At 68.3% G+C, this 13797-nt stretch carries 9 protein-coding genes; 4 read left to right on the plus strand and 5 right to left on the minus strand.

The window, feature by feature from the left end:
* Nucleotides 1-170: 170 nt before the first annotated feature.
* The gene (locus tag AB4Y42_RS00485; protein ID WP_368693054.1) at nt 171-4769 is read left to right on the plus strand and encodes a DEAD/DEAH box helicase; all 4599 of its coding nucleotides are present in this window, start codon (nt 171-173) and stop codon (nt 4767-4769) included.
* A 33-nt stretch (nt 4770-4802) separates the two neighbouring features.
* On the opposite strand, the gene AB4Y42_RS00490 is transcribed toward AB4Y42_RS00485, so the two are convergent.
* Entirely contained in the window at nt 4803-7376 is a 2574-nt protein-coding gene (locus AB4Y42_RS00490) for a heavy metal translocating P-type ATPase (RefSeq protein WP_368693055.1), read from the minus strand.
* A gap of 82 nt (nt 7377-7458) precedes the next feature.
* On the opposite strand from AB4Y42_RS00490, the gene AB4Y42_RS00495 reads away from it, so the two are divergent.
* Entirely contained in the window at nt 7459-7944 is a 486-nt protein-coding gene (locus AB4Y42_RS00495; protein ID WP_342920878.1) for a Cd(II)/Pb(II)-responsive transcriptional regulator, read from the plus strand.
* A 15-nt stretch (nt 7945-7959) separates the two neighbouring features.
* On the opposite strand, the gene AB4Y42_RS00500 is transcribed toward AB4Y42_RS00495, so the two are convergent.
* A complete protein-coding gene (locus AB4Y42_RS00500; protein WP_368686999.1) occupies nt 7960-9420 on the minus strand; it encodes a M20 family metallopeptidase in 1461 nt (486 codons plus the stop codon).
* Nucleotides 9421-9591: 171 nt separating this feature from the next.
* Between AB4Y42_RS00500 and AB4Y42_RS00505 the strand changes: the two genes are divergently transcribed.
* Both AB4Y42_RS00505 and AB4Y42_RS00510 read left to right on the plus strand, forming a co-directional pair.
* Entirely contained in the window at nt 9592-9912 is a 321-nt protein-coding gene (locus tag AB4Y42_RS00505) for a superinfection immunity protein (RefSeq protein WP_342920880.1), read from the plus strand.
* A 201-nt stretch (nt 9913-10113) separates the two neighbouring features.
* On the plus strand, nt 10114-10746 hold the full coding sequence (locus AB4Y42_RS00510; protein WP_368693056.1) for a LysE family translocator: 633 nt from the start codon (nt 10114-10116) through the stop codon (nt 10744-10746).
* 110 nt (nt 10747-10856) lie between these two features.
* On the opposite strand, the gene AB4Y42_RS00515 is transcribed toward AB4Y42_RS00510, so the two are convergent.
* The 3 genes from AB4Y42_RS00515 to AB4Y42_RS00525 form a co-directional block, all read right to left on the minus strand.
* Nucleotides 10857-11144, minus strand: coding sequence for a YodC family protein (locus AB4Y42_RS00515; protein WP_368687001.1), 288 nt, complete (start codon nt 11142-11144; stop codon nt 10857-10859).
* Nucleotides 11145-11762: 618 nt separating this feature from the next.
* Nucleotides 11763-12329: a carboxymuconolactone decarboxylase family protein gene (locus AB4Y42_RS00520; protein ID WP_368693057.1), complete on the minus strand. Its 567-nt coding sequence runs from the start codon at nt 12327-12329 to the stop codon at nt 11763-11765.
* A 100-nt stretch (nt 12330-12429) separates the two neighbouring features.
* The gene (locus AB4Y42_RS00525; RefSeq protein ID WP_368693058.1) at nt 12430-13776 is read right to left on the minus strand and encodes an aspartate aminotransferase family protein; all 1347 of its coding nucleotides are present in this window, start codon (nt 13774-13776) and stop codon (nt 12430-12432) included.
* Nucleotides 13777-13797 lie beyond the last annotated feature (21 nt).

Genomic DNA, 13797 nt, shown 5'->3' on the forward strand with positions numbered 1-13797 from the left:
GACGGCCGCCACGGCTTGAAACGCCGCAAGACGGCCGTACATGCCTGCTTACGCCCTGCCACGCCCGCACCCGGACCGCCCCGCGTCAGGCAGACGCGCACGAAAGCTGCGAGACTGGCAGACGTGCAATGCCGCCGCCTCTGCCGCTTTTTTTGCCGCACACCGCCCGCATGACAACGCCTTCGCCCGTATCCGATCCGCACGCCCCTCGAGCCGCCGCCAATCGCGACGGCGAGCCAGTCGACGTGCTCGCGCGCTTTCATCCGGCCGTGGCCGGCTGGTTCCGGCGCAGCTTCGACGCGCCCACTGCCGCGCAGCGCGCCGCATGGCCGCTCATCGCGAGCCGGCGCGCGACGCTGGTGGCCGCCCCGACCGGCTCGGGCAAGACCCTCACCGCCTTTCTCGCCGCGCTCGACGAACTGGTGCGCGAGGGCCTCGCGAATGGCGGCGCGCTGCCCGACACGACGCTCGTGGTCTATGTCTCGCCGCTCAAGGCGCTCTCCAACGACATCCGGCTCAATCTCGAACGGCCGCTCGAAGGCATCGGCGAGGAACTCGTGCGGCTTGGCTTGCCGCCGGTCGAAATCCGTACCTCGGTGCGCACCGGCGACACGCCGCAGCCCGAGCGCGCCGCGCTCAGAAAACGCGCACCGCACATTCTCGTCACGACGCCCGAGTCGCTCTACGTGCTGCTCGGCTCCGAATCGGGCCGCCGCATGCTGGCGAGCGCGCGCAGCGTGATCGTCGACGAGATTCATGCGCTCGCCGGCAACAAACGCGGCGGCCATCTCGCGCTGAGCCTCGAGCGGCTCGATGCGTTGTGCGGCTCGCGGCTGCTGCGCATCGGGCTGTCGGCCACGCAAAAGCCGATCGAAACCGTCGCGCGCTTTCTGGTGGGCATGGGCGACGCGGCGCAGGATCCGGACGCAAGACCGCCCGCGTGCGAGATCGTCGACGTGGGCCACACGCGCACGCGCGACCTTGCGATAGAAATACCGCCCGTGCCGCTCGAAGCCGTAATGGCGAACGACGTGTGGGAACGCGTGTACGACCGCATGGCCGAACTCGTCGCCCTGCACCGCACGACGCTCGTGTTCGTCAACACGCGCCGCATGGCCGAGCGCGTGGCGCGCCATCTCACCGACCGTCTGGGCGCCGAAGCCGTGGCCGCGCACCACGGCAGCCTCGCGCGCGAGCATCGCTTTCTCGCCGAACAGCGGCTCAAGAGCGGCGATCTGCGCGTGCTCGTGGCGACGGCGTCGCTCGAACTGGGCATCGATATCGGCGACGTCGATCTCGTGTGCCAGATCGGCTCGCCGCGCTCGATCGCGGGCTTCCTGCAGCGCGTCGGGCGCTCGGGCCACCAGGTCGGCGGAGTGCCGAAGGGACGGATCTTCCCCACCTCGCGCGATGACCTGATCGAATGTGCGGCGCTGCTCGATAGCGTGCGGCGCGGCGAACTCGATCGCCTCGCGCTGCCGCAGGCGCCGCTCGATGTGCTCGCGCAGCAGCTCGTCGCGGAGGTTGCCTGCGAGGCCTGGGAAGAAGACGCGCTCTACGCGCTCGTGCGGCGCGCCACGCCGTGGTCGATGCTCGAGCGCGCGCAGTTCGACGCCGTGCTGCGCATGCTCGCCGAAGGCTACACGAGCCGCCACGGGCCGCGCGCCGCCTACCTGCATCGCGACGTGGTGAGCCATACGCTGCGTGCGCGGCGCGGCGCGCGGCTCGTCGCGCTCACGTCGGGCGGCACGATTCCCGACAACGCCGACTACTCGGTGCTGCTCGAACCGCAGGGCGTGCAGATCGGCACCGTCAACGAGGACTTCGCCGTCGAAAGCCTCGCGGGCGACGTGTTCCAGCTCGGCAATGCGTCGTACCGGATCCTGCGCATCGAGGCGGGCCGCGTGCGCGTGGAAGACGCCCAGGGGCAGCCGCCCAATATCCCGTTCTGGCTCGGCGAGGCGCCGGGCCGCAGCGACGAGCTTTCGTTCGCGATTTCGCGGCTGCGCAAGCAGGTGGAAGCCGCGCTGATCGACGCGAGCGCGAACGCTGGCGCGACGGATGACGCAGCTTCGCCCGCCGTGGTCGATCGCGCTACGGCGGCACTCGCCGCTTCGCTCGAGATCGACGATGCCGCCGCGCGCCAGATCGTCGAATATCTCGCACGCGCCCGCGCCGCGCTCACGGTGCTGCCCACCCAGGACACGCTCGTCATGGAGCGCTTCTTCGACGAGGCCGGCGGCACGCAGCTCGTGATCCACACGCCGTTCGGCAGCCGCCTGAATCGCGCGTGGGGTCTCGCGCTGCGCAAGCGTTTTTGCCGCCAGTTCAACTTCGAGCTGCAGGCCGCCGCGACCGAGGACGCCATCATCCTCTCGCTCACCGGCGCGCACAGCTTCGCGCTCGACGAGGTGTGGCGCTATCTCCATTCGAATTCCGCGGAGCATCTGCTCGTGCAGGCGCTGCTCGATGCGCCGCTGTTCGGCGTGCGCTGGCGCTGGAATGCGACCACGTCGCTCGCGCTGCCGCGTCAGACCGGCGGGCGCAAGACGCCGCCGCAGATCCAGCGCATGCGCAGCGAAGACCTGCTCGCGGCCGTGTTTCCCGACCAGGTGGCGTGCGTCGAAAACATCGCGGGCGAGCGCGAAGTGCCGCGCCATCCGCTTGTCGACCAGACGCTCGACGACTGCCTGCACGATGCTATGGATACCGAAGCATGGATCGCGCTGCTGCGGCGCATCGAGGCGGGCGACCTGAAGCTCGTAGTGCGCGAACTGCCCACGCCCTCGCCGCTCGCTGCCGAAATCCTCACCGCGCGCCCGTATGCGTTCCTCGACGACGCCCCGATCGAAGAACGCCGCACCCAAGCCGTGCTGTCGCGGCGCTGGAGCGACCCCGAATCCACCGATGATCTCGGCGCGCTGGACCCCGAAGCGATTGCGAGTGTGCGCGAAGAAGCGTGGCCGCAAGTGCGCGACGCCGACGAAATGCACGACGCGCTCACGAGCCTCGGCGCGCTGGCCGAAAGCGAGGCGCAGCACGAGCCGAAGTGGCTCGCATGGCTCGCCGGTCTGGCGGCGGCGGGCCGCGCGACGCGGCTGCCCGTTGCGGACCACGACGCGTTGTGGGTGGGCATCGAGCGGCTAGCCTGCGTGCAGGCCATCTACCCGCAGGCGCGGTGCGAGCCGCCGCTCACGCCGCCGCCTGAATACGCGGAGACGTGGACGGAGGACGCAGCGCTCGTCGAGATCGTGCGCGCACGCCTGTCGGGCTTCGGACCACTCACCGTCGCTCAGGTGGCGCGGCCGCTCGCGCTGGAGGCGAGCGTGGCGGCGCTCGCGCTCACGCGCCTCGAAACCGAAGGCACCGTGATGCGCGGACGCTTCACGCCGCAAGCGATGGGCGGCGGCCAGGAGGAATGGTGCGAACGCCATCTGCTCGCGCGCATCCACCGCTACACGGTGCGCAAGCTGCGGCGCGAAATCGAGCCGGTCGAGCGTCACGACTTCATGCGCTTCCTGTTCGAATGGCAGCGCGTGGCGCCCGGTACGCGCGGCTCGGGCCGCGACGCGCTGGCCGCCGTGCTCGACCAGCTCGAAGGCTGGGAAGCCTCGGCGCTCGCGTGGGAGGACGAACTCCTGCCGGCACGCATCGACGATTACACGCCCATGCTGCTCGACGAGCTGTGCCGCTCGGGGCGCCTCGCCTGGGCGCGGCTGCCCGCGCGCGCGGCGGCCGCATCGACGGTGCGCAGCACGCCGGTCGTGCTGCTCGCGCGGCGCGAGCTAGCGCGCTGGATGGCGCTCGTCGAAACGACCGACACGGCCGGCCTGTCGGCGCGCGCGCAGCGCGTCTACGAGGCGCTGCTGAGGCACGGTGCGATGTTCTTCGACGAACTGGCCGCCGACGCGCACCTGCTCGGCGTCGAGCTGGAGAACGCGCTTGGCGAACTGGTGGCGGCGGGCCTCGTCAACGCGGACAGCTTTGCCGGGCTGCGCGCGCTCGTGAAGCCGGCCGCGCAGCGCAGCGCGCATCACGGCCGCCGCCGGCCGCGCGGCTTCGGGCCGCTCGCGGGCGGCATGGCCGACGCGGGGCGCTGGGCGACGCTGCGGCGTGTTGCGCTGGCCAATGCATCGGCCGATGCGTCGGTCGCTCCGCTTCCGGATCTGGACGATGAAGCAGCGCTCGTCGCGACGGCACTGGCTGACTCGACTTCGCACGCAGCAGCGGGCCTGCGCTCGCCGGCGCTTGCGCGTGCAAGGCAAACGACCGCCAGCGCCGCGCGCCGCCCGCCCGTCGACCCGGAATTGCTGGAGCACGTCGCCAACGTGCTGCTGCGCCGTTACGGCGTGATCAGCTGGCATCTGCTCGGACGCGAGGCGGCGTGGCTGCCGCCGTGGCGCGACCTGCTGCGCGTGCTGCATCGCATGGAGGCGCGCGGCGAGGTGCGAGGCGGACGCTTCGTCACCGGGATTTCGGGCGAACAGTTCGCGCTGCCCGAAGCCGTGGCGCTGCTGCGCGATGTGCGGCGGCGTGCAGCAGCGCAAGGCGAAAGCGGCGCGCTCGTTTGCGTGAGTGCCGCCGATCCGCTCAATCTCCTCGGCACGCTGCTGCCTGGCGAAAAGGTGCCCGCGCTCGCCGGCAACCGCATCGTGTTCCGCGACGGCGTGCCGGTCGCCACCCTGATTGCCGGCCGTTTCGGCTTTCTCGGCGAATTCGACGAGAGCACGCGCGCCGAACTCCGCGCGCGGCTCGCCAAGCCCTGGTGAGGCGCGCTGGGCGGGTGCGCGCTGGACTGGCTGTTAGTTGCGTTGTGCTGCGTGCACGGAAGGCTTCGTGACCTTGCGCGTGCCGTCGAAATGCCGTCGCACGCGCAGACCGTTCGCCACGACGAGCAGGCTCGCACCCACGTCGGCGAACACGGCCATCCAGAGCGTGGCCTCGCCCGCCATCGCGAGCACGAGAAACACGGCCTTGATGCCGAGCGCAAGCGCGATGTTCTGCTTGAGCACGCCCGCGGTCTTGCGCGAGAGGCCGATGAACGCGGCGATCTTGCGCGGATCGTCATCCATGATCGCGACGTCGGCGGTTTCGAGCGCGGTCGCGGTGCCCGCCGCGCCCATCGCGAAGCCGATGTCGGCGCGCGCGAGCGCGGGCGCGTCGTTCACGCCGTCGCCGACCATTGCCGCCATGCCGTACTGCTTCGAGAGCGCGGCGACCGCGTCCTGCTTGTCCTGCGGCAGCAGATTGCCGCGCGCGTCGTCGATGCCGAGTTGATCGGCGATCGCCCGCGCGGTCGACGCGTTGTCGCCGGTCAGCATGACGGGCGTCACGCCGAGCGCGCGCAACGCGCGCACGGCCGGTGCGCTTTCGGTACGCAGCGCGTCGGCCACGGCGAACACGGCGACGGCCTCGTGCGGCGCGCACAGCACGATCGCCGTCTTGCCCGCCAGTTCCAGCGCTGCCAGCTGCGCTTCGAGTTCGGGCGAGCACAAACCCAGCTCCTCCACCAGCCGGTGATTGCCGAGGCGCCAAAGCGTGCCGTCAATGCGGCCTTGCACGCCGCGACCGTTCAGCACCGCGAACTGATCGACCGCGAGCAGGCGCGCATCAGGCTCACGCGCCCGCCAGCCCGCGACCACTGCGCGAGCGACCGGGTGCGTGCTGGCCTCGTCGAGGCTCGCGGCGATGCGCAGTGCTGCTTGCGCCGACAGCGGCGCTTCCCTGGACTCCCCTGCGCTGACCAGCGCTCGAACCGGCGCCGCGAGCGCATCGGTCAGGACAGGCTCGCCGCGCGTGAGCGTGCCGGTCTTGTCGAGCGCGACGGCCTTGAGCAGCCGACCGCGCTCGAGCCACACGCCGCCCTTCACGAGCATGCCGTGGCGCGCGGCGGCGGCGAGGCCGCTCACGACCGTCACCGGCGTCGAGACGACGAGCGCGCACGGGCAGGCGATCACGAGCAGCACGAGCGCCTTGTAGAGCCACGCACTCCACGCGCCGCCGAACACGAGCGGCCCGGCCAGCGCCAGCACCACGGCAAGCCCGACCACGGCCGGCGTGTAGTAGCGCGCGAACTGGTCGACGAAGCGCTGCGTAGGCGCGCGCTGCGCCTGCGCCTCCTGCACCGCCGCGGCGATGCGCGCGAGCGTGCTGTCCTTCGCGGCCGCGGTGACGAGCGCCTCGACCACGCCATCGACGACGATGCTGCCCGCGTAAAGTGCCGCGCCGGTCTCCTTGTCGACAGGCAGGCTTTCGCCCGTGATCGGCGCCTGATCGAGCGCGGCCCGGCCGGCGATCACGCGCGCGTCGAGCGGCACGCGCTGGCCGGTGCGCACGCGAATCCGGCTGCCGACCGCCACATCGCCCACCGCGGACTCGCGCCATTCGCCTTGTCCGGGTGCGACATCGCCGGCTTGCCAGACTTCGGCGGTCTCAGGCGCGAGTGCGGTGAGCGCGCGGATCGCCTGACGGGCGCGCTCGAGCGAAAGCGCCTCGATTTCCTCCGCGAGGGCGAACAGGAAGACCACCATTGCCGCTTCGGGCCACTTGCCGATCGCAACGGCCCCGATCAACGCAAGCGACATCAGGAAATAGATGTTGATCGTGAAATTGCGCAATGCGATCCAGCCCTTGCGCAGCGTGGGCAGACCCGCGCAAACGATCGAGATGACTGCGCAGGCGAGTACAAGCGGACTGGTTTCCCGGCCGGTGCTCCAGGCGAGCACCTCGGCGCCTGCGGCTGCCACGCCGCTCGCCGCCAGCAGCAGCTTCTGGCGCAGCGCGAGACCGACAGACCCAGGCGGGGCGGCTTGCGCGGCCGTGCTATCGTCCAGCGCACGCGGCGCCATGTCGAGCGCGCGCAGCGCGGCCACGACAGGCTGAGTGTCGTCGAGCCGATGATGCACGGTCAGTTCGCGCGCGAGCAGGTCGAAGTCGAGGCGCACGACGCCCGGCATGGGTTCGAGCCGGTTGCGGATCAGACGCTCTTCGGTCGGACAATCCATGTTTTCGATGCGCCAGCGTGCGCGGCGCGTGCCTTCGGGCGCCGGAGCCGTGTCGCGCCGGTTTTGCGGTGGCGTGCTGTGTGCCGCGCCGCCGTGACAGCAGCTGTGAGCGTGGTCTTTCGACCCGGCATGCGCATGGTCGTGGTCATGCTCGTGGGCGTGCTCATAGCCGTGGCTATGGTCATGCTCGTGGCCGTGGGCATGATCATGAGCGTGCCCTTGATCCGGGCCATGGTCATGCCCGTGACCGCCGCCCACGCCACCCACGCTACCCACGCCGCCAGCCCCGTGCGCACCGCCCGCCGTCCGCTCCTCATCACGCGCGCGCAGGCGCTGCGCAATGCCGAGCCGCGACACGTAGCTCTGGTTCATAGCCGGTTTCTCCCAAAAGTGACACAATCATTGAACAGCCTGTAGCCACTACAGGGTCAAGTCATTTGGGAGAGCCGCGACCATGCGAATTGGTGAACTGGCGCGCTGCGCGCACTGCGATGTCGAAACGGTGCGCTTTTACGAGCGCGAAGGCCTGCTGGACGAGCCCGCACGCGAAACCAACGGATACCGCAGCTACACGGCCGTGCACGCCGCGCAGCTCAACTTCATCCGCCATTGCCGGTCGCTGGGCATCGGGCTCGCGGACATCCGCATGCTGCGCCGCTTCCAGGCCGACCCGAGCCAGCCCTGCGACGAGGTCAACGAATTGATCGACAGCCAGATCGAGCGCATTCATCAGCAGATCGAAGCGATGCGCGTGCTCGAGCAGCAGTTACGAACGCTGCGCGAGAGCTGCCATGCCCACCAGAGCAGCAGCGCGGAGTGCGGGATCATGAAGAGTCTCGAACAGCCTATCGATGACGAAAGCTGTTCATGCCATGGCGACGGGCACGCCGCACAGGACGCGCCGCCCGCAGACGGCGCGCCCGCCCCTCACCGCCACTAGCCGCTCAAGGGCGACTCACGGCGCGGCGGCGATCACTTCGGCCACCGTGGCCGTGAGCTTCTTCGCGTAGGGCACATGCAGGAACTCGTTCGGCCCGTGCGCGTTGGACTTCGGGCCGAGCACGCCGCACACCATGAACTGCGACTTGGGAAACCCAGCCTGCAGCACGTTCATAAGCGGGATCGTGCCGCCCTGGCCGAGATAAGCGCAGTCCGCGCCGAAATGCGTGCGCGAGGCGGCGTTGAGTGCTTCGGTGAGCCACGGGGCGAGTTCCGGTGCGCTCCAGCCGTTGGCTGCGCCCGCGTCAGGCTTGAAGGTGACCTTGGCGTTATACGGCGGATCGAGTTCGAGCAGCGCCTTCAGTTCGGCGACGGCCTTCGAAGCCTCGACTAGCGGCGGCAGGCGCAGCGAGAGCTTGAATGCCGTGCGCGGCCGCAGCACGTTGCCGGCGTCGGCCAGTGCCGGCAGGCCCGCCGCGCCCGTGACCGAAAGCGAGGGCCGCCATGTGGAATCGAGCAGTGCCTGCTGCGGGTCCGTGGTGGTGGGCAGCACGCGGCGGCCGTCCTGGCCGCACGCCCAAGGCATGGTCTTCCAGACGCTTTCGCCAAGGATCTTCGCCGTGGCCTCGGCTTCGCTCAGGCGCTGCGAGGGAATCGCGCAATGGAAACCCTTGGGCAGCAGCGTGCCGCTCGCGGCGTCTTCGAGACGCTCGAAGAGTTGCCGCATCACGCGGAAACTGGACGGCGCAATGCCGCCGTAGGAGCCCGAGTGAATGCCCTCCTCGAGCACTTCGACTTCGAGGTCGCCCGCCACGAGCCCGCGCAGCGACGTGGTCAGCCAGAGCTGGTCGTAGTTGCCCGCGCCCGAATCGAGACACACGACGAGGCCGACGTTGCCGAGCCGCTCGCGCAGCGCATCGACATAAGGCAGCAGGTCGTAGCTGCCCGACTCCTCGCAGGTTTCGATGAGACCCACGCAGCGCGGACGCTCGATGCCTTGCGCGTCGAGCGCGGCGAGCGCCGTGACGCTCGCGTAGATCGCATAGCCGTCGTCAGCCCCGCCGCGACCGTAGAGGCGGCCGTCTTCGAGCTTCGGCGTCCAGGGGCCGAGGTCGTTGCGCCAGCCCGCGAATTCCGGCTGCTTGTCGAGGTGGCCGTAGAGCACGACCGTCTCACTGCTACCCGAGCGCGTGGCGGGCGCCTCGAAGAAAATCACCGGCGTGCGATTGGGCAGGCGCACGATCTCCAGCTTCAGGCCGCGCACCGGCTGCTGTTCCGCCCACTTCGCGGCATCCTGCACGACGCGCTCGAGGTAGCCATGCTGGGCCCACTGCGGGTCGAATGCCGGACTCTTGGCGGGCACCGCGATGTAGTCGGTCAACGCGGGCACGATCTCGTCATGCCATTTGCGTTCGACGAAGGCGCGCAGTTCGTCGTGGTCGAGTTGGCGGGTGGCCTCGGAGGGGTCGGAGATCATGGTGTGGGTTCCCAGCGATGAAAAACCCGATGATAGACCCGAACCCCCGCTCGCCGACACCCCTCGCGCCCGGTGTCGGCCGTCCGGCCAGGGCATGGCGTGCGCTCAGGGCCAATCCGCGCGACAATGATGAATCGGGCATATTCCGCCCTTTTTCTGGAGATTGGAACTATGGTGAGCCGTTCCCTCTTCGAGATCGTCGTTCTCGCAGCGGTGGTCGCGCTCTACTTTCTCCCAGCGCTGATCGCCGACAGGCGCCAGCGTCACGACCTGCTGGTCATCGCAGTCTTCAATGCCGTGCTCGGCTGGACGCTGCTCGGCTGGCTGCTGGCGTTCTTCTGGGCGCTGCAACCGAATCCGCCGAAGGATCTCGGCGGCCAGACCCGGGTCCGCAACCGCCGGCTGGGCATGCTGCTCTTCTCGCGCCGGCTCGACGATCGGGTCCAGGCGCGCGAAACCCGCGCCGCCGAGAGCAAGCGCTCCTCGCATTGAGGCCGTTCCCGCTTGTCCGTTTGGCTAACGCTGCAGGCCATGGCGCGCAAGCGCCGCCGTCGCATGAAATAATCACCGGGAATCTAGCTGCGTTGGCCAGGCCGTTTTGATCGCGCTAGATGACGCTGAAGCGCACCGGCCTGCGCCCGTCGCTCGAGTCACCCTCACACCTGACAGCAACCCTCAACACGGAGCCCCGTCATGCCACACGCCGCCCCGCTGCTCGCCTTTGCCGCCGTCGCACTCGGCATGGCGCTCACGCCCGGACCGAACATGATCTACCTGATCTCGCGCTCGATCTGCCAGGGCCGCAAGGCGGGCCTGATCTCCCTGGGCGGAGTCGCGCTCGGCTTCGTGTTCTACATGCTGTGCGCCGCCTTCGGCATTACCGCATTGCTCATGGCCGTGCCGTTCGCCTACGACGCGCTGCGCCTGGGCGGTGCGCTCTACCTGTTCTGGCTCGCATGGCAGGCGCTCAAGCCCGGCGGCCGCTCGCCGTTCCAGGTGCGCGAGCTGCCCGCCGACCGCCCGCGCAAGCTCTTTCTGATGGGCTTCGTCACGAATCTGCTGAATCCGAAAATCGCCATTCTGTATTTGTCGCTGCTGCCGCAGTTCATCGACCCGCATCACGGCAGCGTGCTCGCGCAGTCCATCGTGCTCGGCAGCGTGCAGATCGCGCTTTCGATCAGCGTGAATGCCGCCGTGGCGATGACGGCGAGTACGATTGCAACGTTTCTCGGCGACCGGCCGGGCTGGCTCAAGCTTCAGCGCTGGCTCATGGGTACGGTGCTGGCCGGACTCGCCGTGCGTATCGCCGCCGAAGGCCAGCGCTAAAGCAAACGGCCGGGCGCATCTGGCCCGGCCGCTATTCTTCGTCCGTCTTCGTCCCTGGCTGGCACGCCCGCGACGCGTGTGCGTGTGCGCAGGGCAGTCTGGCCTACGCTTCAGAACCCCCCGAGGGCCCTTCCGCCAGCCGGGTTGCGCATCTTGACGAATGCCGCGGGAATCGAGCGCGGTTCGAGCTGCACCATGTCCTGAGCGAACATGTCCTGGCGCAGTTCGCCTTGCTCGTCGAACCACTGGCAGATCAGCCAGTGACCGCTGGCAAAGCCAACCGGGCCGGCATACATGACGGTCATACGCGGACCGCCCGATTTCAGGGTGACAACGTCGCCAATTCCGGCCATGGCAGCGAGCGGCTTTTCGGCTACGTCGATGGTCGTATCAAGCATGATGTTCCCCGTTAAAAATGTCGCACAGAGAAAAAAACCGGGCGGGTTAGCCCCCGGCTCCCTCCCGCCCTTTCGATAATGAGAATGGGGCGGTCATTAATAAGTTTGGCAAGACTAACAACTCGAATTAATGCGTGCAAGTGGTTTCCATTAAACCTGCTGAAAACCCTGTTATTCGACGCACAGCGAAACCCCCGCTTAATCCCGTTCCGCACAATTTACGCGGAAAGCCGTACACGGCTGGCAAAAGCTACCGGGCAAGGTTTCCCACGAAACAGTCATATTATTTCGAATCCATAGCCACAAAATACCGCAATGCAGCGGCAATAAACATGGCACGCGGAGGCTGCATTAACGATTTCGTCCATAAACCGTAAGCCCGGCCAGAGCAAGTGGAAACGTTTTCTGCACCAATAAACCGTCCGTTCGATTAATCCGCTCACGCCGCACTCAACTGTTCCTCTGCGGGCAAATCCTCATGTTTTACCGGATGACCTCAAAATTTATGCACTTGAAATACGGTTGTCACTTAAATGGAATTGCAGTGCGGTGCAAAAAAAACCCCATCCGGCAAAACCGGATGGGGCAGCGCGTGAGCAGGACGCGGTCAGGACGCGCTCATTCGGCAAACGGCAAGGTCGTCTGGCCTTCCGCGCGCATGCCGAAGACGTTGAGCGTCATCGCGACGAGCGCGTAGTAGCCAAGCAGCCCGACCAGGTTGATCGTGGTCTCGTGGCCAAAGCGCTCGACGGCGCGGGCGTAGGTCGCGTCGGACACACGCTTCGTGTCGTACAGCTCGGTCGTGAACGCGTAGATCAGCGCGTCGTCGGGCTCGTCGAACCGGGGCGTGGCGCCCGTGCGGATCTGCTCGGCCAGCGCCTCGGGCACGCCCGCCTTCAGCGCGATGGGATAGTGGATGTACCACTCGGCCTGCGCCTGCCAGCGTGCGGCCGTGACGAGAATCGCCAGTTCTGAGAGGCGCAGCGACAGGCCCGTCTGGTAGCGGCAGAACGCCCCAAGGCGCTGCGCATGCTGCGCCAGTTCCGGGCTGTGGATCCAGCCGAGGAACGGGCCGTTGAGGTTGCCGCGCGGACCGGAAAGAATCTCGTCCAGCACCGCCTTCCGTTCCGGCGAAGCCTGGGCAGCGTCGAATGCGGGAAGCCGCGAGGTCGGGTTTTGCGTCATGGGTGGACTCCGTTGGAGGTCATGGCCGGCCGCGCGCGACCGTTTGCGGTCGCCGCTAGCGGCGGACAGTTAGTTGCACTTCAATCCCATACGGTGAAGCTTATGCCGGGCGCGCCACGCCCGTTGCGTCGAGCGCACCGTCGACCGCGGCGGCGAGCCGCTCGACGATCGTGTCGATGTTCTGCTCCGTGCAGATGAAAGGCGGCGCGAGCAGCACGTGATCGCCGTTGCGCCCGTCCACGGTGCCGCCCATCGGATAGACCATCAGGCCGCGCGCGAACGCCTCGCGTTTGATCGCCGCGTGCAGCTTCAGCGCCGGGTCGAAGGTCGCCTTCGTGGCGCGGTCCTTCACCAGCTCGACGCCCACGAACAGGCCGCGGCCGCGCACGTCGCCGACGTACGGATGGTCCGCATAACGCTCGCGCAGACGCGCGCGCAGTTGTTCGCCACGGGCGAGCACGTTGTCGAGCAGCTTCTCTTCGGCGATCACGCGCTGCACTTCGAGCGCCGCCGCGCAGGCCGTGGCGTGGCCGATATAGGTGTGGCCGTGCTGGAAGTAGCCGCTGCCGCCCACGATCGTCTCGTAGATGCGCTGGCTCACGAGCGTCGCGCCGATCGGCTGGTAGCCTGCGCCCAGGCCCTTCGCGATCGTCAGCAGATCCGGCGCAACGCCGTCCTCCTCGCAGGCGAACAGATAGCCGGTGCGGCCCATGCCCGACATGATCTCGTCGAGGATCAGCAGCACGCCGTAGCGGTCGCACACCGCGCGCATCTTGCGGAAGTACTCGCGCACGGGCGGCACCGCGCCGGCCGTTGCGCCCACCACGGTTTCCGCGACGAAGGCCGCGACCGTCTCCGGTCCGAGTTCGAGAATCTTCTGCTCGAGTTCGTCGGCAAGACGCTGCGCGTAGGCCTCGTCGGTTTCGCCTTCGTGGCGCTCGCGGTACGCAAAGCACGGGCTCACGTGATGCGATTCGATCAGGATCGGCAGGAACGGCTCGCGGCGCCACGCATTGCCGCCGATCGCGAGCGCCCCGAGCGTGTTGCCGTGATAGCTCTGCCGGCGCGCGATGAAGTGGCGGCGCGCAAGCTCCCCCTTCTCCACGAAGTACTGGCGCGCGAGTTTGAGCGCGGCCTCGATCGCCTCCGAACCGCCCGACACGAAGTACACATGGTCGAGCCCCTTGGGCGCCGCGGCGATGAGGTGATCGGCGAGTTGCTCCGAGGCCTCGGTCGTGAAGAACGAGGTGTGCGCGTACGGCAGTTGCTGCGCCTGACGCTTGATCGCGTCGATCACGCGCTGGTTGCTGTGGCCGAGGCATGAAACCGCGGCGCCGCCGCTTGCGTCGATGTAGCGCTTGCCGGTCGAATCGATGATTTCGATGCCTTCGCCCGCCACCGCGACGGGCAAGGTTTGCTTTGGCATCCGGTGAAACACCTTGGTCATATGGATCCTCGATGAAGTCCG

The organism is Paraburkholderia sp. EG286B (assembly GCF_040965655.1).
Taxonomy (GTDB): Bacteria; Pseudomonadota; Gammaproteobacteria; order Burkholderiales; family Burkholderiaceae; genus Paraburkholderia.